This is a genomic window from Catellatospora sichuanensis (assembly GCF_007483665.1).
In the GTDB taxonomy this organism is placed as follows: Bacteria; Actinomycetota; Actinomycetes; order Mycobacteriales; family Micromonosporaceae; genus Catellatospora; species Catellatospora sichuanensis.
The window spans coordinates 41,407-62,246 of record NZ_ML660188.1 but is presented as its reverse complement, the minus strand read 5'-3'; the positions used below and the strand labels follow the sequence as shown (position 1 = coordinate 62,246).

Genomic DNA, 20,840 nt, shown 5'->3' with positions numbered 1-20,840 from the left:
ACTGGAAGTTCTTCGGCCTACCAACTAGTCTGCCGTAGAATTTCCCGCACACATCAAATCTAACCGCAATATTGGTTTTGATCTCGCGGGTGCACTTCACTTTTTAGGAGAACCGGACAATGACGTCACCGATCGGCCTGCACCGGGTCCTGGAACCGGGCGGCGTATTGCCCCAGGCGGCGCTCCGCCTGGACAATTCGCCCGAAATAGCGGCAGACGAGGTGCGGATCGCCGTCGAGCGGCTCAACCTCGACGCGGCGAGCTTCCGGCAGCTGGCCACCAAGCACGGCGGTGACGGCGCCGCGGTGCGCGCCGAGGTCCTGGAGATCATCGGCGCCCGCGGCAAGATGCAGAACCCCGTCACCGGCTCCGGCGGCATGCTGATCGGCACCGTCGAGGCCGTCGGCCCGGACTCCCCACTCGGCCTCAAGGTCGGCGACCGGGTCGCCACCCTGGTCTCCCTCACGCTGACCCCGCTGTCGATCACCGACGGCCTCAAGCACTGGGACGGCGGCGGCGAGCAGGTGCCCTGCGAGGGCCACGCGATCCTGTTCGCCCGCTCCATCGCCGCGGTCCTGCCCGCCGACATGGATCCCGAGCTGGCTCTCGCGGTCATGGACGTGTGCGGCGCGCCCGCACTGACCGCCCGGGTGGTGGCGCGGTACGACAACCCGACCGTCGCCGTGATCGGCGGCGCGGGCAAGAGCGGCTCCCTGTCCCTGGCCGCCGCCAAGGCCGCCGGCGCCAGCCGCACCGTCGGCGTCGTGCCGATCGAGCGCGAACGCACCCTGCTGGAGGATGCGGGCCTGGCCGACGCCGTCGCGATGGCCGACGCCCGCAACCCGGTGGCGCTGGCCGAGGCGGTCGAGGCCGCGCTGGGCGGCCGGGCCGCGGACGTGACCGTGGTCTGCGTGGACGTGCCCGGCTGCGAGCACGGTGCGATCCTGTCCACCGCCGACGGCGGCACCGTGATCTTCTTCTCGATGGCGACGAGTTTCGCGGCGGCGGCGCTGGGCGCGGAGGGCCTGGCCGCGGACGTGACGATGCTGGTCGGCAACGGCTACGTGCCCGGGCACGCCGCGTACGCGCTGGACCTGCTGCGTCAGGTCCCGGCGGTGCGAGCGCTGTTCGAGTCCCGTCTGCACCACGAGGCCTCGCGGGCCACGTCCGGCACGGCAGACTGACGTAATGCAGATCTCCGCATTGCCGGCCGAGCGCACGACGCTCTGGCACGACGCCGTCGTCCGCAGCCCCGCTGATCCGGGTGCCACGGCACTGCTCACCCGCGGCCAGCACATCGTGTGGCTGGGCCCGCTCGCCGACGCACCCAGGGCAGACCTCCGGGTCGACCTTGGCGGGGCCCTGGTGACCCCGGCGTTCGTCGACTCGCACGTGCACGCCACCGACACCGGCCTGGCCCTGGCCGGACTGGACCTGTCCGCCGTACGCAGCGCGACGGAGCTGCTCAAGGCCGTGGCCGCGTTCGCGTCCGGGCTGGGCCCGGAGGCGGTCGTGCTCGGGCACGGCTTCGACGAGAGCACCTGGGGTGCGGCGCAGACCCCGCCGACCGCGGGCGAGCTGGACCGGGCCGCGGGCGGGCGCAGCGTGTACCTGTCCCAGGCGTCCATCCACTCGGCGCTGGTCTCCTCGGACCTGCTGGCCATGGCCGCCGACGCTGCGGGCTACGACGCGTCGGGTTGGGTGCGCCGCGACGCGCACCACGTGGTGCGAGCGGCGGCGTTCGGGCAGATCACGATCGTGCAGCGGCGTGACGCGCAGATGCGGATGCTGCGCCACGCGGCGAGCCTGGGCATCGCGGCCGTGCACGAGTGCGGCGGTCCCGGCACGTCCAGCGAGGACGACTTCACCGAGCTGCTGCGCCTGTCGGGGCAGGGGCTGCCGGAGGTGTACGGGTTCTGGGGCGAGCTGATGGGCGCGGCCAAGGCCCGGGAACTGGGCGCGGTCGGCGCGGGCGGTGACCTGTACGCCGACGGGGCGCTCGGCTCACGGACCGCGCACATCGGCGAGGACTACCTCGACGGTGAGCGCGGCTGCGGGCACGGTTACGTGACCGTCGAGCAGGTGCGCGATCACCTGCTCGACTGCCACCGGCACCGGATGCAGGGCGGTTTCCACGCCATCGGCGATGCGGCGATCTCGACGGTGGTGGCCGGATTCGCCGCCGCCGACGAGGTGCTGGGCACCGACGCGCTCCGGGACGCCCGGCACCGGGTCGAGCACGCCGAGATCATGGACAAGCGGCTGATCGCCGCGTTCGTGGAGTACGGCATCGTCGCGTCGATGCAGCCCGCGTTCGACCGCCTGTGGGGCGGCGAGCACCAGATGTACGCCCAGCGGCTCGGGGTGGCGCGGAGCCTGGCGTCGAACCCCATGGGGCAGATGCACAACACGGGCGTGGCGCTGGCGTTCGGGTCCGACAGCCCGGTGACGCCGCTGGACCCGTGGGGCAGCGTCCGGGCGGCGATGCAGCACTTCAACACCCATCAGCGGATGAGCGCGAAGTCGGCGTTCGCGGCGCACACCCGCGGCGGCTGGCGCGCCGTGCACAAGGACGCCGAGGGCGTGCTGGCGCCGGGCGCTCCGGCGACGTTCGCGGTGTGGCGTACCCCGGCCGGGTTGTCCGGCACCCTTCCCAGTCTTGAGCAGCATGACGAGCTGCCGGTCTGTGTCCGTACCGTCCTGCGTGGAGAAACGATCTATGAGCAGCAATAAACTCGGTCTCGACCCGGCGCTGGTGCACCGGGCCCGGGCGCTGGCCGCGAAGGCCGGCCGGCCCGTGGTGGACATGGCGCGTTCGCACACCACCGTGTCGGTGGAGCGGGCGGTGCTGCGGCTGGCCGGGGTCACCGGCGCCGACCCCGACGGCATCCCGTGGGTCAACCGCCTGGTCGACGCGGTGCGCAACGACGTCGGCCTGGGTCACGGCGTGGCACTGCCGGTGTTCCACGCCCTCGCCGAGCACGGCCTCGACCCGACGGCGGCGGAGCTGACCCTGCTGGCGCAGAAGGCCGCCGCCGGGTCGGTGCGGTTCGACCTGCCCACCGGCAAGGCCGTCACCGCCGCGAAGAAGGCGTCCCGGCGCCAGGTCGCCGCCGGGATCAAGCAGATCGACCGCAACCGCGCCGACCGCGACAGGATGATCAAGCGGTACGGCGACCCGAAGCAGCGCCCCTGGATCTACCTGATCGTGGCGACCGGCGACATCTACGAGGACATCCCGCAGGCGCAGGCCGCGGCCCGCGCGGGCGCGGACGTCATCGCGGTGATCCGCTCCACCGGGCAGTCCCTGCTGGACTACGTGCCCGAGGGCGCGACCCGCGAGGGTTTCGCGGGCACGTACGCCACGCAGGAGAACTTCCGGCTCATGCGGGCCGCCCTGGACGAGTCCAGCAAGGAGCTGGGCCGATATGTGCGGCTGACCAACTATGCGTCGGGCCTGTGCATGCCCGAGATCGCGACCCTGGCCGGACTGCAGCGCCTGGACATGATGCTCAACGACTCGATGTACGGCATCCTGTTCCGCGACATCAACCCGATCCGCACGTTCGTCGACCAGCGCTTCTCCCGCCAGATCCACGCCCGCGCCGGGATCATCATCAACACCGGTGAGGACAACTACCTCACCACCGCCGACGCGGTCGAGGCCGCGCACACCGTCACCGTGTCGCAGCTGCTCAACGAGTACTTCGCGCACGAGGCCGGGCTGGCGGACTGGCAGCTGGGCCTCGGGCACGCGTTCGAGATCAACCCGGAGCTGCCGGAGTCGTTCCGGCTCGAACTCGCCCACGCGCTGCTGGCGCGGGAGCTGTTCCCGGAGGCGCCGCTGAAGTGGATGCCGCCGACCAAGCACATGACCGGCGACGTGTTCCGCGGCAACCTGCTCGACGGGTTCTTCAACCTGGTCGGCGCGCTGACCGGCCAGGGCATCCTGCTCGTCGGCATGATGACCGAGGCCGTGGTGACCCCGTGGCTGTCCGACCGCGACATCGCGCTGCAGAACGTGCGCTACGTGCTCGGCGCAGCGGGCAACCTGCACGAGGACTTCGTGCCCGCGCCCGACGGGTTCATCCAGCGCCGCGCCCACCAGGTCCTCGACGAGGCGATCGACCTCCTCGAAAAGATCGAGGACGACACGCTGCTCAACGCGATCGCCGACGGCACGTTCGGGATCATGAAGCGGCCCGCGCACCGGGGCAAGGGCCTGGACGGCGTCGCGAAGCACGACGACGGCTACTACAACCCGGCCACCGAGATCCTGGAGGCCCCGGCCAAGGAGGAGCAGCAGTGAAGACGGTCATCCGCCCGTACGGGGACACCACCGGCGACGGCATGACCCAGGTCAGCTTCACCCTGCCGCTGCCGCACGACAAGAAGGCCGAAGGCGCGGCTCTGCAGCTCGCGGCGAAGATGGGCCTGGAGCCGGCGATGCTCGTGCACGCCAAGCAGATGGGCGACGGATTCACCTTCTTCGTGATCTACGGCAGCGTCCGGCACCTGGTCGAACTCGACAAGGTCGTGGTCGTCGAGCGCGACTTCCCGCTGCTGACCGCCAAGGAGGTCAACACGGTCGTCAAGCAGAAGATGCGCCGCAAGCTGTCCGTGGTCGGGGCGTGCATCGGCACCGACGCGCACACCGTCGGCATCGACGCGATCCTCAACCTCAAGGGCATCGCCGGCGAGAAGGGCCTGGAGTACTACCGCGAGCTGAAGGTCGTCAACCTGGGCGCGCAGATCACCGTGCCCGAGCTGGTCGCCGCGGCGAAGGCGGAGAAGGCCGACGCGGTCCTCGTCTCGCAGGTCGTCACCCAGCGCGACGCGCACCTGCACAACACCCGCGAGATGTCGGCGGCGTTCCGCGAGGCCCTGCCCGCGGACAAGCGGCCGCTGCTGATCGTCGGCGGGCCGCGTTTCGACGAGCTGATGACCGGCGAGCTGGGCGTCGACCGGATCTTCGGTCGCGGCACCACCCCGCGCGAGGTCGCCAGCTATCTGGTGCACGCGCTGATCACCGAGAAAGCCGAGCGGAAGAAGGCAGTGGCGGCATGAGCGAGCGCAGCGAGCGAATCATGGGGCACGTGAGAGCTCATGCCGGTGACGAGCGAAGCGAGGAGCGGGCATGAGCGTCGGTTTTACCGTGACCCACCGGAAGTACGTGCCCTACAGCCACGCCCACTACGCGGGCAACCTCGTCGACGGCGCGTACGCCCTCGCGGCGTTCGGCGACGTCGCGACCGAGGTGTGCATCCAGCTCGACGGCGATGAAGGCCTGTTCGCGTCGTACTCCGACGTGCAGTTCAAGGCCCCGATGCGGGCCGGGGACGTGCTGGAGATCGTTGCGACGGTGGCCCGGATGGGCAACCGCAGCCGCACCATCGATTTCGAGGCGCGCGTGGTGTGCCGGGGCCGCCCGGACCGGTCCGAGTCGGCCGCCGAGGTCCTCGACCCGCCGGTGACCGCGGTGACGGCGACCGGCACCGTGGTGGTCCCGGCCAAGTGAGCCTGCTGTGCTGTGTCGACGTCGGGTCGACGTTCACCAAGGCGGCCCTGGTCGACACCGGCAGCGGTGAACTGGTCGCGACCGGTTCGCACCGCACCACTGTCGGCACCGACGTCCTGCACGGCCTGGACGCGGCCGTGGCGGCGACCGGGCGTGCCCCGGACGGGCTGCTGGTGTGCTCGTCGGCAGGCGGCGGGCTGCGGCTTGCCGTCGTCGGCTACGAGCGACTGGTGACGGCGCAGGCCGGGCACCGGGTCGGGCTGTCGGCCGGGTCGCGGGTCGTGCATGTCGCCGCGGGACGTCTCGACCGGGCCGGGCTGGCCGAGCTGCGCGCCGCCCGGCCCGATGTGGTGCTGCTGGTCGGCGGCACCGACGGCGGCGACGCCGAGACGATCACCCACAACGCGACCCGGCTGGCCAACGCCCGCTGGCGGGTGCCGACGGTGCTGGCCGGCAACGCCGACTGCCGCGAGCAGCTCGCCGAGCTGCTTTCCGGGGCGGGCGTGCCGGTGGTCCCGGTCGACAACGTGCTGCCCGCCATCGGCGTGCTCGACCCCGGCCCGGCCCGGGCCGCGATCCGGCAGGTGTTCCTGCAGCACGTCATCGGCGGCAAGAAGCTGTCCCGCGGGCCCCGGTTCGCCTCGCTGGTACGGGCGGCGACCCCGGACGCGGTGCTGTCCGGCGTCGAGCTGCTGGCTGCCCGCGCGGGGGAGGACCTGCTGGTCGTCGACGTGGGCGGGGCCACCACCGACGTGTACTCGGTGCTCACCCCCGACGCCGAGCAGCTCGCCGGAGTGCGCGACGAGGTCGCCGGGGTGATGTGGGCGGCCCGCACCGTCGAGGGCGACCTCGGCATGCGCTGGTCCGCGCCCGGTGTCGTGGCAGCCGCGGCCCTCGAGAAGATCATCGGAACGGACGAGGCGCAGGTCCTGGAACTCGCCGCGGCAGCCCGCGCCGAGCACCCCGGGTACGTCGCCGACGACGGCGTCGAACGCGCCGTCGACCAGCGGCTGGCCGAACTCGCGGTGACCGTCGCGCTGCGCCGCCACGCCCGTGGCGAAGCCGTGGTGGCCGGGGGTCCGCGCCGCGGCGGACGTGACCTGCGCGCGGTGCGCACCGCGATCGGCTCCGGCGGCGTGCTGCGGCACAGCCCGCCGCACGTCGCCCAAGCCGTGCTCGGCGCGGGCCTGCGTGACACCGCGGGCGGCTGGGCGTTGCCGCGCGCCGCCCGGACGGTCGTCGACGCGTCCTACATTCTGGCCGCGGCAGGACTCCTCTCGGTGGAACATCCCGACGCCGCGGCGGCGCTACTCGCCTCTGAGCTGGGCTGATGCCACGAACTGCGGTGTTCGTCACGGTGGGTGACCACATCGTGAAATTGACCGTGCGGGGCCGCGCCGGTACCGTCGTGAGGTCCTCCACCGTGCCTGCCGCCTCCCCGGCGGGCGTCGCCGATCCGGCGGCCGGGCGCGGCAGGGGCCAGCACCGATCAGTAGAAAACGATCGGCACCGGGTCAGGCCCCGGACGCCGATCGGCCCGAAGGTCGACCGCTGGCACCGTTGGAGTTGGGAGTGCGGGGCGCGGCCTTTCCGGCCGCGCCCCGGCCTTTGCCCGCCACCGACGCGCCCCTCACCCGATCCACCGCCGCCGATGCCAAGCGCCGTCGGCGCGGGTCTGCACTTTCGGGGAATCTGGCCTTTCGCGCTCGCCTTTGCGTGCAGTTTCCCTGAAACTGCAGTTCGCCGGGCATGGGCGAAGGGCTGTTGCGGCACGGAAGCGGTGCGGGCGCGAGGCTGTGAAGGCGCGGGGGAGAGCTGTGTAGCCTTGCACCGGCACCCGGACCGCCGATCTTGGCGCGGGTGGCGTACGTGCGCGCCCGGGCGGGGAAAGATTGGTGACGTGGTGACTGTGCAGACCCTCGCTTCGGCGGACGGCGTAACCGGCCCGGACAGCGTGCCCGGCGACGCGCCCGCAGGCGCATGGACACCGCTGCGGCTGCCCGCGGCCCTGGTCTTGGCGGTCGCCGCCGGGCTGGCGCTGCTGGCCGCATTCCCGCTGTACGGCCTGTGGTGGACCGCCCCGATCGGGGTGGCGCTGCTGGCCGTCGCGGTCCGCGGGCGGCGGCTGCGCGCCGGGTTCGGCCTCGGCCTGCTCACCGGCGCTGTGTTCTTCGGTCCGCTGCTGGCCTGGACGAACCTGCACGTCGGCTACGCCCCGTGGATCCTGCTCACCCTGTTCCAGGCCACCTATCTCGGCCTGCTCGGCCTCGCCCTGGCCTGGGTCAGCCCCCTCGCCAGGCGCCGGCCGTGGCTGTGGCCCGCCGCGATCGCGCTGCTCTGGGTCGCCCAGGAGGCGCTGCGCGACCGCGCTCCGTTCGGCGGGTTCCCGTGGGGACGGCTCGCGTTCAGCCAGGCTGACGCCCCGACCCTGGCGCTGGCCGGGTACGGCGGCGCCCCGCTGGTCACCTTCGCCGTCGCGGCGGCCGGTGGGCTGCTGGCGTACGCCCTCGGCGAGCTCATCGCCGCGCGAGCCTGGACCCGCGCCGCGGCCGCGACCGTCGGGGCCCTGGCCGTCACGCTGCTGGGCCTCGTCCTGCCTGCCACCACCCCGGACGGCCCCGCGGTGACCGTCGCCGTCGTGCAGGGCAACGTGCCGCGACTGGGCCTGGACTTCAACGCCCAGCGCCAGGCCGTGCTCAACAACCACGTCGCCGCCACCGTCGCGCTCGCCGAAAAGGTCCGCGCCGGCCAGGCGAAGCAGCCAGACCTGGTGGTGTGGCCGGAGAACGCCTCCGACATAGACCCGCTGCGCAATCCCGGCGCCGCCGACGCGATCAACACCGCCGCCCGGGCGATCGGCGCGCCGATCCTGGTCGGCGCGGTGCTGTCGGGACCGGAGCAGGGTCAGTCGCGCAACGCGGGCCTGGTCTGGCCCGCCGACCTCGCACCCGGCGCGTTGCCCGAGCAGATGTACCTCAAGCAGCACCCGGTGCCGTTCGCGGAGTACCTGCCGCTGCGCCCGATCGTCGAACCGCTCGCGCAGGCCATCACCAACCAGGCCAAGCTGCTGCGCACCGACTTCGTCGCGGGCACCGCCCCCGGCGTGCTCACCCTCGGCCCGGCGAAGGTCGGCGACGTGATCTGCTTCGAGGTCGCCTACGACGACGTCGTGCGCGACACCGTGCTGGCCGGTGCGCAGCTGCTCGCCGTGCAGACGAACAACGCCACGTTCGACGAGTCCGAGGCGCTGCAGCAGATGGCGATGGTGCGGCTGCGGGCCGTCGAACACGGCCGTGACAGCCTCATGGCGTCGACTGTCGGTGTGTCCGGATTTGTAACTGCCGACGGAAATGTGCATGATGCATCTGGTTTCAATACCGACGCGGTGCTCGTGCGCGACCTTCACCTCGGCTCCGGCACCACGCCGGCGACGCGGGCGGGGGCGTGGCCGGAGCTGCTGCTGACCCTCGGGGCGGTGGCGCTGCTGATCGCGGCGGGCGTGGCGCGCAGGCGTCGCCCCGCGCCGGTGGAGGACACTGGACAGGCAGGAGCGGCATAGTGGAGGCCCCGGTGAGCGGCAACGAGGCGGAGATCGGGTATCCCGGCGTAGGCCGGGTACTGGTGATCATTCCGACGTACAACGAGTCGGAGAACGTCCGGTTGATCGTGCCCCGGGTGCGCCGGGCCACGCCCGAGGTCGACATCCTGATCGCCGACGACAACAGCCCCGACGGCACCGGCGCGATCGCCGACGAGATGGCCGCGGCCGACGACCACGTCAAGGTGCTGCACCGGCCCGGCAAGCAGGGCCTCGGCGCGGCGTACATCGCGGGCTTCGACTGGGCCCACGAGCACGGTTACGACGCCGTGGTCGAGATGGACGCCGACGGCTCGCACGCCCCGGAGGAGCTGTCGCGCCTGCTCGACGCACTGCGCGGCGCGGACGCGGTCATCGGTTCGCGCTGGGTGCGCGGCGGCAAGGTCGTCAACTGGCCGGTGCGCCGGCTCATCCTGTCGCGCGGCGCGAACTTCTACACCCGCGTGGTCATGGGCATGGGCGTCAAGGACGCCACCGGCGGCTACCGCGCGTACCGGCTCCCCGTCCTGCGCAAGATCGACGTCGAGACGGTGACCTCGCGCGGCTACAGCTTCCAGGTCGAGCTGACCTACCGCACGCACCGGCACGGCTTCCGCATCGTGGAGGTGCCGATCACGTTCGCCGAGCGCGAGCACGGCGTGTCCAAGATGAGCGGCTCCATCATCAAGGAGGCGCTGTGGAAGGTCACCGTGTGGGGTGCCCAGTCCCGCCGCGAGTCGGTGCGGCGTATGTTCAAGCCGAGTGACCGCTGGCCGTGATCCCACGCCGGCCGGACCGGCTGGAGGTGACCGGATGCGCAGACTGCGGTGGGTGCCGCTGGCCGTGCTGCTGCTGGGCGCGGTGGAGTTCGCCGTCTTCTGGGGCGTCAGCCGCCTGATCGGCATCGGCGCGACGCTGCTGCTGTCCGTCGGCCTGATGCTGCTCGGCGCGGTGCTGCTGCGCAAGGAGGGGCTCTCGGCGTGGCGGCGGCTACGCGAGGCTCGGCTGGCCGGGCAGGCGCGCGGCGACCAGGCCCTCGACGGCGTGGTCGGGCTGATCGCGGGACTGCTGCTGATCATCCCCGGGCTGCTGACCGCGGCGGTCGGGTTGCTGCTGCTGATCCCGCCGGTGCGCGGGCTCGTCCGGGGCCGGATCCGGGCCGCGACCGAGAAGCGCATCCCGGCGTCGGCCGCCAACAGCGTGTTCGGGCCCAGGAAGGTCCGGGTCAGCACTCCGCACGACCCGCACCACCAGCCCCACCCGCCACATCCGCCCGCGGCGGGACGGCCCGGGCCGACCGAGGTCATCGAAGGCGAGATCGTCGACTGACAGCACGAAGGCACCCGCCCCGGAATCGGGGCGGGTGCCTTTTGCGTGTGCTCAGCGGCCGCGTCTGGTGCGTACGTCGGCCAGGCGCTCGTTGAGGATCTCGTCGAGCTCGGTCATGGACCGGCGCTCGAGCAGCATGTCCCAGTGCGTACGCGGCGGCTTGACCTTCTTCTGCTCCGGCTCGGTGCCGTCGACCAGGCGCGCCACGCTCCCGTCGAACTTGCATTCCCAGGTCGCGGGCACTTCGGCCTCGACCGCGAACGGCACCTCGAAGCGGTGGCCCTGGGCGCACAGGAACTCGCGCATCTGACGCGGCGCGAGTTCGGTGTTGCGCTCGGACTCGTAGCTGACGGCCCCCAGGCGGCTTCCCCGCAACATCCGATCGCCCATGTCAGCTCCTCACACTCGTATGGCTTCCGGGTGATGCAACGACCTGATCGCCCGGACGATTCCCCACCATGACACACGCCGCAGCCGCAGCCGATTCCGGAGAGCTCCTCATGTGTGCCTGAGCGGCGCGATATCGTCCGATTGGACCAGTTTTGCGGGGTACATCACATCCGGGGGTAACGCGATGGCCACCACGGCGGTGCCGGCATCGGGCAAACCGGTCAAGACCTGGCTCGGTCACCCCGGTGGCCTGGTCGTGCTGTTCCTCACCGAGATGTGGGAGCGGTTCAGCTACTACGGCATGCGGGCCATCCTCACCCTGTTCCTGGCCGCGGAGCTGACCGACGGCGGCTTCGGCATGGACGACGTCGCCGCCGCCTCGCTGTACTCCATCTACGTCTCGATGGTCTACTTCACGGCCCTGCCCGGCGGCTGGATCGCCGACCGGATCCTCGGCACCCGCCGCAGCGTGCTGTGGGGCGGCATCATCATCGCGCTGGGCCACTACGCGCTGGCGTTCTCCGCCAGGTCCATGTTCTACCTCGGCCTCGTGCTCATCGTGCTCGGTACCGGCCTGCTCAAGCCCAACATCTCCGCCATGGTCGGCGAGCTCTACGACAAGCACCCGGAGATGCACGAGTCCCGCCGCGACGCCGGCTTCACGCTGTTCTACCTGGGCATCAACCTGGGCGCGTTCTTCGCCCCGCTGCTGACCGGCATCTTCGCGGCCAGGCGGGACTGGCACGTGGCGTTCGGCATCGCCGCGCTCGGCATGACCATCGCCGTGATCCAGTACCTGCTGGGCTACCGCCGGCTCGAGGGTGTCGGCCTCAAGGCGCACAAGCCGCTGCAGGCCCACGAACGCAACAAGATCCTGAAGATCGCCGCAATCGTGGTGGCCGTCATCGTGGTGCTGCTGGCGATCGACATCGCAGCGGGCACCTTCAAGGCCGACCACGTCAAGAACGCGCTCACGATCCTGGCGCTGGTCGTGCCCGCCCTGTACTTCATGATGATGTTCCGCGACAAGACCCTGACCCACCAGGAGCGCTCCCGGGTGGGCGCCTACGTGTGGATCTTCATCGGGGCGGCGCTGTTCTGGATGATCTACGACCAGGCCGGCAGCCTGGTGAGCCTGTTCACCGACGAGAAGGTCGACCGGCAGGTCGGCAGCTTCCAGATTCCCACGGCCTGGTTCCAGTCGATCAACCCGGTGCTGATCCTGCTGCTCGCGCCCCTGTTCGCGTGGATGTGGACGCGGCTGGACCGCCGCCAGCCCGGCACACCGGTCAAGTTCTCCCTGGCACTGCTCGGCATCGGCCTGTCGTTCCTGGTGATGGGCACGGCCGGGGCGGCCGCCGCCCGTGGGCTGATCTCGCCGTGGTGGATCGTGCTGGTGTACTTCATCCAGACCTGCGCCGAGCTGCTGCTGTCCCCGGTCGGGCTGTCCGTCACCACGAAACTCGCCCCGCTGCGCTACGCCAGCCAGGTGATGGGCCTGTGGTTCCTGGCCACCGCCGCCGGCAACGCCCTCAACACCTGGGTCACCCCGCTGAGCGGCAAGCTGTCCGACGCGGCGTACTACGGCACCCTGGGTGCGCTGGCCGTCATCGTCGGCGTCTGCTTCTGGTTCGGCGCCCGCCGGATCGGTGAACTGATGTCCGGCGTGCACTGAGAGGCGACCACCGATGACCATCCTTGCCGAGAACATCACTGTCGAGCAGCTGCGCGACGAGGTGACGGCCCTGGCCGGGCGGTGCCTGTGCGACCCGGTGACCGAGCTGTTCGGCCCGCTGCTGGAGACCCAGGAACGCGTCTTCAGCCGGCTGGAGAACGATCCGGTGCCCGACCACGTGCACGACCTTTACCTGCTGGCGGCGCTCGTGTCCGCCATGCTGGCCAAGGCCCACCACGACCTCGACCGCGAGCACCAGGCGATGTCGCTCGCGCGGATGGGGTACGTGTGCGCCGACAACATCGGCCACACCGGCCTGCGCGCCTGGAGCCGGGGACTGCAGAGCCTGCTGGCCTACTCCGCGGGCCGGCCCCAGGAGGCCGCCGCCTTCGCCGACTGCGGCGCGCGGATCGCCGCGGAGCAGAGCGGATCCGTGACGTCCTGGCTGGCCAGCTCTCAGGCGCGGGCGCTGGCCCGGCTCGGCGCGGCCGAACCCGCCCGGCTGGCCCTGGTACGCGCCGACGACATGCGCGAACACCACGTGCACGACGACCTCGACGCGATCGGCGGGATCTTCCTGTTCGCCCCCGCCCGCCAGCACCACTACGCCGCCGACGCGTACGCCTGCCTTCCCGGCCAGCAGGAGCGTGCGGTCCACGAGGCCACCCGGTCGATCGCCCTGTATGCCGCGGCCACGCCCGAGCAGCGGTCCTTCGGCGACGAGGCGGGAGCGCGCTGCGTGCTCGCGCTGACCCGGGTATGGGCCGGTGACACGACCGCGGCCCGGGACACGCTCGGTCCGGTGCTGCGCCTTGACCTGCCCCGGCGCACCGCGGAGGTGATGGCCGGGGTGGCGCGCGTCGGCGACGCCCTGCGCGACTCCCGTTTCGCGGACGTGCCCGAGGCGCGCGACCTGCGGGAACAGATCGAATGGTTCGCCCAGCGCCCCGCCTCCGCCCTGGCCAGTTGAGCGCCGGTCAGGACTCCAGCAGCGCGTCGACCAGGCGCAGCAGCTCGGCGGTGGTCGCCGCGCCGCCGAGCAGCATCAGCCGCAGCCGCGCCCGCTCCTCGTCGTACACCGCCTGCACCCGAACCGGTCCGTCGTCGTCGTCGCGGCGGCCGCCGACCGCGGTGGTGACCAGCGTGGTCAGCCGGTCGACGTCCTCGCGGGAGATCGCGTCGATGGAGACCACGCTGGACACCTCGACGTGGCGGGTCCGGCGGGCCTGCTCGCGGGGTGTGGCGGGCACGGCGCCGCCGGTCAGCGCGGCCAGGTCGGCGGCGCTGATGCGGTACTGCTTGCCGATGCGCACCGCCTTGAGCCGGCCCTCGCGCACGTAGTTGCGCACCGTCTTCACGTGCAGGCCGAGGCGTTCGGCGACCTGCTCGACCGAGTACAGCTCCGACATCGCGTCACCTCCTGCCGGTCGCGGCGGCAGCCTCGCCGAGCCGGCGGGTCAGTTCGTCGAGGTCCGCGGTGAACCAGACGTGCCGTCCGCGGTTGGACTCGTACACGAAGGCGCGGAGCGCGTTGCTGCGGGCCAGGTGCGCCGAGACATCCCCGACGATGACGAACCTGACCTGGTAGTTCACGAACTTCTGCATGATCTCGCCGGCCAGGCCGGTGCCGAGGGTGAAGAAGTCGTCGGTGAGCAGGTGCGCGGCCACGGCCACGGTGTCCGCGCAGCCGAAGGTCGCGCCGATCAGGTCGAGCGCGTCCTGCACGGAGGTGACCGGGAGGCCGTCGCCGTCGCGGACGAGCATGGTCCCGCCGTCGTAGGTCACGAGCCGGTCGGGGGCGGAAGGCATGGTGGACATCGTCGTTTCTCCGTGTCGGTCGCGGTGGGCCGCCGCAGCGGTCCGGTCGTCGGGGTGCGGTGTTCCGGCAGGCTGTTCCACCCGGGCCGGGCACGGTGAGCGGGCGAGCCGGAAGCCGAGGTCGTCGATGTGGAACGCCGGATGGCTACGGCGGCGGCACGACGCGCGCAGCGCGCGGGGCAGGTCCTGCCAGCCGCCGCCGCGGAAGACGCGGTACGGGCCGTAGATCCGTGGGTCGTAGACGTCCCAGCACCACTCCCACACGTTGCCGATCATGTCGTGCAGGCCCCAGGCGTTCGGGGCCCTGGTCGCGACGTTGTGGGCGCCGCCGCCGGAGTTCGCCCGGTGCCACGCGGTCGCGTCGAGATCGCCGTAGCGCTCGCCGCTGGTCCCGGCGCGGCAGGCGTACTCCCACTCGGCCTCGGTCGGCAGCCGGTAGCCGTCGGCATCGGGCTCGCAGGTCACGTCGTGGCCGTCGGGGTCGTCGCCGAGGGTGTAGCACGGCCTGCGGCCGACCGCCGCCGACAGCTCGTTGCAGAGCCGGACCGCGTCCAGCCACGACACGTCGGTCACCGGAACCCGCGGCCGCGGGTCGCCGGACGCGAGGACCGGCCGTCGCCCGCCGCGCAGCGCCGCGTACAGCTCGCGGGTCACCGGGTGCGCTGCCAGCAGGAACGGCTTGACGTCGACGCGCCATGTTCGGCCGGTGCCCTCATCGCGCAGGTCGACAGGTCCGGCCGGAATTTCGATCATGTCGCCGACAAGGGTCGACAGCGATGCTGCAGGCCGTAACATTCCGCATCCTTCCCTATCGGCGGCGAGGTGCCCACGTTAGCACTCCCTATCGTGGCTATCCAAGGCGATATCAGGGAAGGTTGGGGAAACTTGCGGCCATCCGGACCACCGTGGCATGCGCCCTGGCAGCGATGTCGGCGTCCGTGCGGGTGGGGGAGTGCAGCGAGGTCGCGGCGTCGCCGGCTGCCAGCAGCGCGAGCACCGGGTGCCCGAGGCCGTCGGTCAGGTCCGCCCACTCGCACCAGGTGTCGGTGCCCTCGCCCCACCACAGGTAGCCGCCGGGGGAGACCGGCCAGAACCGGTCCGGATAGCGCAGCAGCACCTTCTCCGCCCGGCCGGTGCCGATCCGGGCCAGCGCCGCCCGGTGCCCGTCCGGCAGGTCCACGGCCAGATCCGCCAGTGCCGCCAGGGGCATCGCCAGCACCACGCGGTCTGCGTGCAGCGCACCCCAGGAGCCGGTCACGGTCACGCCGTCCGATCCGGGCCGGATCTCCGTCACCGGCCGGTCGAGGATGACGTCCAGCCCGTCCGCCAGGTGCGTCACCACCGTGCCCAGGCCGCCCGGCAGCCAGCGGTCGCCCTCGCCGACCCCGGGCTCGCTGAACGCGCCCCGGGCTGAGGCCAGCCGGAAATCCAGCCCGGACTCCAGGGTCACCCCGGCCTCGACGGCGTACGCGAGGGTGCGCCGGGACGCGGTGTCCAGGCCGGCCGCGTGGGCGGCGATCACCTCGGCGACGGGCCGGTCGGCCGCGGCGGTCAGCGCGTGTGCGGTGCGCGCAAGCGCGTCCAGCGCCACTGTCGCGCCCTCGACCCGGCCGTCCGCCGACAGCGTCAGCGGGTCCGTGAAGTCCGTCGCGACGACGGGCAGCCCGCACTCGCGGGCCAGGGCGGCGAGGCTGTTGTCGGCATACTGCTGCAGCCAGGCCGCGCCCAGGTCGGCGGTGACGCCACCCAGGTCGACCGAGTGCACCCGCCCGCCGACGCGGCCGCGCGCCTCCAGCACCCGCACCCGGCGGCCGTGGCGGCGCAGTTCCCGGGCGGCGGCCAGACCCGCCACGCCCGCACCGACGACCACGATCCGCTCGCCGGGACGGCCCGCGGCGAGCAGGTGCCCGGCCGCGGTCAGCCCCGACTCGTAGGCGCCGTGCACCATGGCCGGGCGGGTCGGGTGCACGCCCTCCCCGGCCAGCACCAGCCGGTCCGACACCGGTGCGGCCAGCCTGGCCCGGTCGGCGCCCGTCCCGCCGACGAGCAGTCCCGTCCACGCGCCCCGCGACCAGGGGTCGGCGCACCACCGCGACACCGCCCACGCGACCGGCTGCGGGTGCCGCATGTCAGCCCAGCGTCAGCCAGGTGATGCCCAGCTCCTGCAACCGGGCGCGCTCGGCCCCGGACAGGGCGACCCGGCCGGTGGCGCGGCGCAGCAGCCCGGCCCGGTCCACGCCCAGCTCACGGACCGCACGCGGCGCGGACAGCCCGAACAGCAGGCCCTCGACGACTCCGGCGGCCTGAGCGGTGAGCCACGGCGCGCCGCCGAGGGCGTCGGCCAGGTCCAGGCCGTGTACGGCCAGCTCGACGACCCGGGTGACCTGGAAGTCGGTGAGCCGCATCGGGTCGCCGTGGCGGGTGGTGACCAGCCGCGACCCCGGCGTGCCCGCGACCCGCGCCACCACCTGCGCGGCCTGCTCCTCGAACCAGTCGATCAGATCGGTCGGGGTGCGCCGCTCGGCGAACTCCTGCGCCGTGTCGACCCGTTCGCGGTCGGCCGGCGGGCTGAAGCGCTCGTCGGGGGAGTAATAGCGCGCCGTGTCGACCGGCGGGCCCGGCGGAGGTGGTGCGTCGAGCATCGCCAGGGTGCGCGACAGCGCGATCGCGGTGTGCGCGAACTCGCCGCGCACCGTCCACGGCGGGCAGCAGGTGGGCCGGTCCAGGTCCGCGGTCGGGGCCGCTCGCAGCGCCGCGACCAGCGCGGCCGACTCCGCGGCGATCGCGGCGCCGACGGTGGTCGCGTCCGGGATCAGCGACGCCACCCGGAACCGCTCGGCCACGCCGATCGTGTCGTCGTCCACGGCGAAGTCCGGCTGCCCCAGGTAGCCGCGCATCTCCTCGGAGTGCCAGAAGTTCTCGTGCGCGGCGCGCCAGTCCGCGACGGACGAGTAGCCCTCGCCCTCGTCGATCGCGTGGGCGAGGTCGATCTCACCGAGCGGCACCTGCCGCACCTCGGTGACCTCGAGGATCGCGAGCGGCTGCCCGTCCGAGTCGATCAGCGTGGATCGCTGTCCGGGCGACGGCAGCGGCTCGGCGTCGTACTCGTATCCGATCAGCAGCCCCGTCGTCGAGGTCTTGCTCCCGTCCAGCACCGCCGCCACCAGCTTGTCCCGCAACGGCCCCGGAAATCCCAGCTCGTAATCGCTCAGCGCGTCGTAGACCACGTCGCCAGCCTAGATCCAGCGTCGACCCGGTTTTCCGCCGGCTGCGGCCGGATCAGCCGGGCTCGGCGGGGGTGAGCGGCGCGGCGAGCAGGGCCAGCGCGCCTGCGAGGGCGAACGCGGCGCCGTAGCCGACCGGAGCGATGAGCAGACCCAGCACGGCCGGGGTGAGGGCGGCGCCGACGTTCTGGACCGTGTTCTGCGTGCCCAGGGCTCGCCCGGCCCAGACGGGCCCGGCGTGTTCGGCCACCGCGGTGTAGGACAGGCCGTTGCCGCTCATCGACACGGCGACCGCCAGCACCAGCAGCGGCGCGGTCAGGCCCGACCCAGCCTGTGTCGCCGCCGCGACCAGCAGCACCACGGCCGCGTTGATTACGGCCAACTGCCGCATCGGCCGCAGCCTGCTGGCGACCGCGTCCGACCACCGTCCGCACGCCAGCCTTCCCGCACCGCCGAGCAGGTGCGCCACCGCCGCGGCCTGCCCGGCCGCGATCTCCGACCAGCCGCGCTCGCCCACCAGGTACGCCACCGCGAAGACGCTGGTGGTGAACTGCGGGACGACCAGCAGCAGACTCGCCCCGTGGATGCGCCACAGGCTCGCCGTCCGGTACGGCGAACCCGCCGCGGCCACCGCCGCCCGCTCCGGCCGGGGCGGATCGACCACGAACACGCCCACCGCGGCGGCCGCCACCAGGCAGACGGCCGAGCACACCAGCAGCACCCCGCGCACTCCATGCGCCTGCACGATCAGCGGCGTGCCCAGTCCGGCCAGCGCGCCGGAGATCGGCAGCGCGGTCTGGCGCAGCCCCATCGCGAACCCGCGCCGCTGCGGCGGGAACCAGCCCAGCACCACCCGCCCGCTCGCCGCGTTGCCGGACGCACACGCGGCCCCGACCAGCGTCAGCGTCACGCCGAGCGCCGCCAGGCCGGTGGCGTACGCCGCCGCGGTCAGCGTCAGCGTCGCGCAGACCAGCCCGACGGTCATGGTCAGGCGCTCGCCGTAGCGGTCGGCGCACCAGCCCCAGGCGATCAGCGCCAGCACCATGCCCGCGCTCGGCGCGCCCAGCAGCAGTCCGACGTCGCCGAGCCCGAATCCCGCCGCGCGCAGTGCCGGCACCAGCAGGATGAGTGCGCCGGTGGGCAGGTAGCAGGCGCCCTGGGCGAGCATGCCCAGCCCGAGCATCAGCCAGCGGTTCGGCCCCATCGGCTGACGGTATGCGGCCGACCGCAGGTCCGGATACGTGATCTTCGTCGCCCGTTGACGCTTCTACTACGCCGTGCGATGCTACGCACAACGTAGTAGAGGAGTGGTCATGGCCGGTCTCGCCGACCTCGGCAGGTTCTCCGAACCCGCGCTGCACATCCTGATCAGCCTGGCTCCCGGGCCCAAGCACGGCTACGCCATGCAGGACGACATCGGCGAGCTCACCGGCTCCCGCCCCGGACCCGGCACCCTCTATGGCGCGATCCGGCGCCTGGAGGAGCACGGCTACATCGAGGCCCTGCCCGAACAGGACCGCCGCAAGCCGTACGGGCTGACCGACGCCGGGCGGGCCGCGCTCAACGCCGAACTGCAGCGCATGCGCTCGCTCGCCGCGACCGGGCTGCGCCGGCTGGCGGTCGCCTGATGCGCGCCCTGCTCGTCCGCGCGGTGCTCGCGCTGTACCCGGCGGCGATTCGCGACCGCTACGGCGACGAGATCGCCGAGCTGCTGCACGCCAGCCCTGCACCCGGCCGGGACCTGGCCGACACGGCCTGGTGCGCGCTGCGCGACCGGCTCACCCACCGAGCGGAGACGATGACCATGGCACAGGCCCGCACCGCCGCGTGGACCATGCTCAGGCTGCTCGGCACGCCGTCCGCGCTGGGCGTGCTGATGCTCGCCCTGATCTCGACCATGGGCGTGCTGGCCAACCTGGGGAAGCTGTACGAGTTCGGTGGCTACATGTACGCCGCGGCGACGGTGCTGTCGGTCCCGCCGGCGTGGTTGTTCGGCCGGTGGATGGCGCGGACCCGGCCGATCCCGGCCGTGGTGTTCGCCGTGCCCGTGGCGCTGGGGCTGGGCGTGGCCGCCATCGCGGTCCTGCCGGGGTTCGGCCAGGTCATGGGTGAGGAGTCGGCCGCCTCACTGACCGCGATCGCGTGCTGGGCCGCGGGGGCGGCGCTGCTCGCGTACACACTGCGGGTCCTGCTGCGGAACGGACGGTCCGCCGCCGCGCGGGTCGTCGGCGTGGCCGGCGGTGTGCTGCTGCCGGCGGCCGCGACCGCGGTGTACGTGCTGGCCGCGCTGCCCGCCGAGCGCGCCCCGCGGCGGTTCGCGCCGCTGTGGTGGGTGTCCAGCGTCAGCGGCTGGGACCCGGGCCTGGTCGACGACGCGTACCGGCAGCTCGAGGACGTGATCAAGCTGCTGCCGCAGATGCTGACGCTTTGCACCGTCTTCGTGCTCGCGGTGGTGAGCGTCACCGCGAGCCGCCCGCGAATCGCAGCCGAATCGGCTTGACTCTCACGTAGCGGAAGACTCGAACCTGGTTCTCGGAAAGGAGAGAACCGTGGCTTACACCGTGGGCAAGGTCGCCGAACTCGCCGGAGTGACCGTCCGGACGCTGCACCACTACGACGAGATCGGCCTGCTGTCGCCCAGCGAGCGCTCGGCCACCGGCTACCGCCGGTACGTCGAGGCGGACCTGGAGCGGCTGCAGCAGATCCTGTACTACCGGGAGCTGGAGTTCTCGCTGGAAGAGATCGCGGCCATCCTCGACGATCCGCAGTCCGACGCGACGGCGCACCTGCGCCGCCAGCACGAGCTGCTGACCGGGCGCATCAAGCGCATGCAGGAGATGGTCACCGCGATCGAGTTCGCGATGGAGGCGAAGAAAGTGGGAGTCAACCTCACGCCCGAGGAGCGTTTCGAGGTTTTCGGGGACTTCAACCCCGACGACCACACCGAGGAGGTGGAGCAGCGCTGGGGCGGCACGGACGCCTACAAGGAGTCCAGCCGGCGCACCGCCCGCTACACCAAGGACGACTGGCTGCGCAACAAGCAGGAGAACGAGGACTGGGGCCGCCGCTTCACCGAGCTGATGGACTCCGGCGCCCCCGCCGAGAGCCCCGAGGCGATGGACCTGGTTGAGGAGCACCGCCAACTGATCAGCCGCTGGTTCTACGAGTGCAGCTACGAGATCCACACGGGTCTGGCCGACATGTACCTCGCCGACGAGCGCTTCATGGCCACGTACGAGGCCATCAAACCCGGCATGACCCAGTACCTCCACGACGCGATCCACGCCAACGCCGTGGCCCGCGCGTAAC

At 72.3% G+C, this 20,840-nt stretch carries 19 protein-coding genes and 2 pseudogenes; 14 read left to right on the top strand and 7 right to left on the bottom strand.

Features of this window, described 5'->3' with window-relative positions; translation table 11 throughout:
- The first annotated feature begins 119 nt into the window (after window positions 1-119).
- From kdd to FLL47_RS09075, 9 genes are all read left to right on the top strand, one after another.
- Window positions 120-1,184 carry an L-erythro-3,5-diaminohexanoate dehydrogenase gene (gene kdd / locus FLL47_RS09115; protein WP_144120015.1) on the top strand — a complete coding sequence of 355 codons (1,065 nt, stop codon included), beginning with the start codon at window positions 120-122 and terminating at the stop codon, window positions 1,182-1,184.
- 4 nt (window positions 1,185-1,188) lie between these two features.
- Window positions 1,189-2,733 carry an amidohydrolase gene (locus tag FLL47_RS09110; RefSeq protein ID WP_144120014.1) on the top strand — a complete coding sequence of 515 codons (1,545 nt, stop codon included), beginning with the start codon at window positions 1,189-1,191 and terminating at the stop codon, window positions 2,731-2,733.
- Complete coding sequence (gene kamD, locus FLL47_RS09105; RefSeq protein ID WP_144120013.1) at window positions 2,720-4,309, top strand: lysine 5,6-aminomutase subunit alpha; 1,590 nt, start codon at window positions 2,720-2,722, stop codon at window positions 4,307-4,309. Before FLL47_RS09110 ends, kamD begins: the two co-directional genes overlap by 14 nt.
- Window positions 4,306-5,067, top strand: coding sequence for a lysine 5,6-aminomutase subunit beta (gene kamE / locus FLL47_RS09100; RefSeq protein WP_144120012.1), 762 nt, complete (start codon window positions 4,306-4,308; stop codon window positions 5,065-5,067). The genes kamD and kamE overlap by 4 nt, the downstream gene beginning before the upstream one ends.
- A gap of 70 nt (window positions 5,068-5,137) precedes the next feature.
- Window positions 5,138-5,518, top strand: a complete 381-nt coding sequence (gene kal, locus FLL47_RS09095) for a 3-aminobutyryl-CoA ammonia lyase (protein ID WP_144120011.1) — start codon at window positions 5,138-5,140, stop codon at window positions 5,516-5,518.
- Window positions 5,515-6,849 carry a glutamate mutase L gene (locus FLL47_RS09090; RefSeq protein WP_144120010.1) on the top strand — a complete coding sequence of 445 codons (1,335 nt, stop codon included), beginning with the start codon at window positions 5,515-5,517 and terminating at the stop codon, window positions 6,847-6,849. The genes kal and FLL47_RS09090 overlap by 4 nt, the downstream gene beginning before the upstream one ends.
- 623 nt (window positions 6,850-7,472) lie before the next feature.
- Complete coding sequence (lnt, locus tag FLL47_RS09085; RefSeq protein WP_246157759.1) at window positions 7,473-9,077, top strand: apolipoprotein N-acyltransferase; 1,605 nt, start codon at window positions 7,473-7,475, stop codon at window positions 9,075-9,077.
- Between the two features lie 11 nt (window positions 9,078-9,088).
- Entirely contained in the window at window positions 9,089-9,874 is a 786-nt protein-coding gene (locus FLL47_RS09080; protein WP_246157694.1) for a polyprenol monophosphomannose synthase, read from the top strand.
- Window positions 9,875-9,908: 34 nt separating this feature from the next.
- Window positions 9,909-10,424 carry an FxsA family protein gene (locus FLL47_RS09075; RefSeq protein WP_144120008.1) on the top strand — a complete coding sequence of 172 codons (516 nt, stop codon included), beginning with the start codon at window positions 9,909-9,911 and terminating at the stop codon, window positions 10,422-10,424.
- Between the two features lie 51 nt (window positions 10,425-10,475).
- Here FLL47_RS09075 and FLL47_RS09070 read toward each other — a convergent pair whose 3' ends face one another.
- Entirely contained in the window at window positions 10,476-10,814 is a 339-nt protein-coding gene (locus FLL47_RS09070) for an RNA polymerase-binding protein RbpA (protein WP_144120007.1), read from the bottom strand.
- 184 nt (window positions 10,815-10,998) lie between these two features.
- Here FLL47_RS09070 and FLL47_RS09065 point away from each other — a divergent pair, with 184 nt between their 5' ends.
- Window positions 10,999-12,489 carry a peptide MFS transporter gene (locus tag FLL47_RS09065; protein ID WP_144120006.1) on the top strand — a complete coding sequence of 497 codons (1,491 nt, stop codon included), beginning with the start codon at window positions 10,999-11,001 and terminating at the stop codon, window positions 12,487-12,489.
- A gap of 13 nt (window positions 12,490-12,502) precedes the next feature.
- Window positions 12,503-13,459 carry an XRE family transcriptional regulator gene (locus FLL47_RS09060; RefSeq protein WP_144120005.1) on the top strand — a complete coding sequence of 319 codons (957 nt, stop codon included), beginning with the start codon at window positions 12,503-12,505 and terminating at the stop codon, window positions 13,457-13,459.
- Window positions 13,460-13,466: 7 nt separating this feature from the next.
- Here FLL47_RS09060 and FLL47_RS09055 read toward each other — a convergent pair whose 3' ends face one another.
- The 6 genes and pseudogenes from FLL47_RS09055 to FLL47_RS09035 form a co-directional block, all read right to left on the bottom strand.
- Window positions 13,467-13,898: a helix-turn-helix domain-containing protein gene (locus FLL47_RS09055; RefSeq protein ID WP_144120004.1), complete on the bottom strand. Its 432-nt coding sequence runs from the start codon at window positions 13,896-13,898 to the stop codon at window positions 13,467-13,469.
- A gap of 4 nt (window positions 13,899-13,902) precedes the next feature.
- On the bottom strand, window positions 13,903-15,060 hold the full coding sequence (locus FLL47_RS44985; protein ID WP_144120003.1) for a DUF4180 domain-containing protein: 1,158 nt from the start codon (window positions 15,058-15,060) through the stop codon (window positions 13,903-13,905).
- A gap of 112 nt (window positions 15,061-15,172) precedes the next feature.
- Window positions 15,173-16,435, bottom strand: a complete 1,263-nt coding sequence (locus FLL47_RS09045) for a flavin monoamine oxidase family protein (protein ID WP_144120002.1) — start codon at window positions 16,433-16,435, stop codon at window positions 15,173-15,175.
- A 1-nt stretch (window position 16,436) separates the two neighbouring features.
- Window positions 16,437-17,078 (bottom strand): annotated as a pseudogene (locus FLL47_RS43960) (maleylpyruvate isomerase N-terminal domain-containing protein); the annotation flags it as partial.
- A 39-nt stretch (window positions 17,079-17,117) separates the two neighbouring features.
- A pseudogene (locus FLL47_RS43955) lies at window positions 17,118-17,534 on the bottom strand (ASCH domain-containing protein); the annotation flags it as partial.
- A 52-nt stretch (window positions 17,535-17,586) separates the two neighbouring features.
- Window positions 17,587-18,735, bottom strand: a complete 1,149-nt coding sequence (locus FLL47_RS09035; protein WP_144120001.1) for an MFS transporter — start codon at window positions 18,733-18,735, stop codon at window positions 17,587-17,589.
- Window positions 18,736-18,844: 109 nt separating this feature from the next.
- Between FLL47_RS09035 and FLL47_RS09030 the strand changes: the two genes are divergently transcribed.
- From FLL47_RS09030 to FLL47_RS09020, 3 genes are read left to right on the top strand one after another with little or no spacing between them, the layout of a single operon-like run.
- Entirely contained in the window at window positions 18,845-19,159 is a 315-nt protein-coding gene (locus FLL47_RS09030) for a PadR family transcriptional regulator (RefSeq protein WP_144120000.1), read from the top strand.
- Complete coding sequence (locus tag FLL47_RS09025; RefSeq protein WP_144119999.1) at window positions 19,159-20,031, top strand: hypothetical protein; 873 nt, start codon at window positions 19,159-19,161, stop codon at window positions 20,029-20,031. Before FLL47_RS09030 ends, FLL47_RS09025 begins: the two co-directional genes overlap by 1 nt.
- Before the next feature lie 49 nt (window positions 20,032-20,080).
- Window positions 20,081-20,839 carry a MerR family transcriptional regulator gene (locus FLL47_RS09020; protein ID WP_144119998.1) on the top strand — a complete coding sequence of 253 codons (759 nt, stop codon included), beginning with the start codon at window positions 20,081-20,083 and terminating at the stop codon, window positions 20,837-20,839.
- Window position 20,840: the final 1 nt, after the last annotated feature.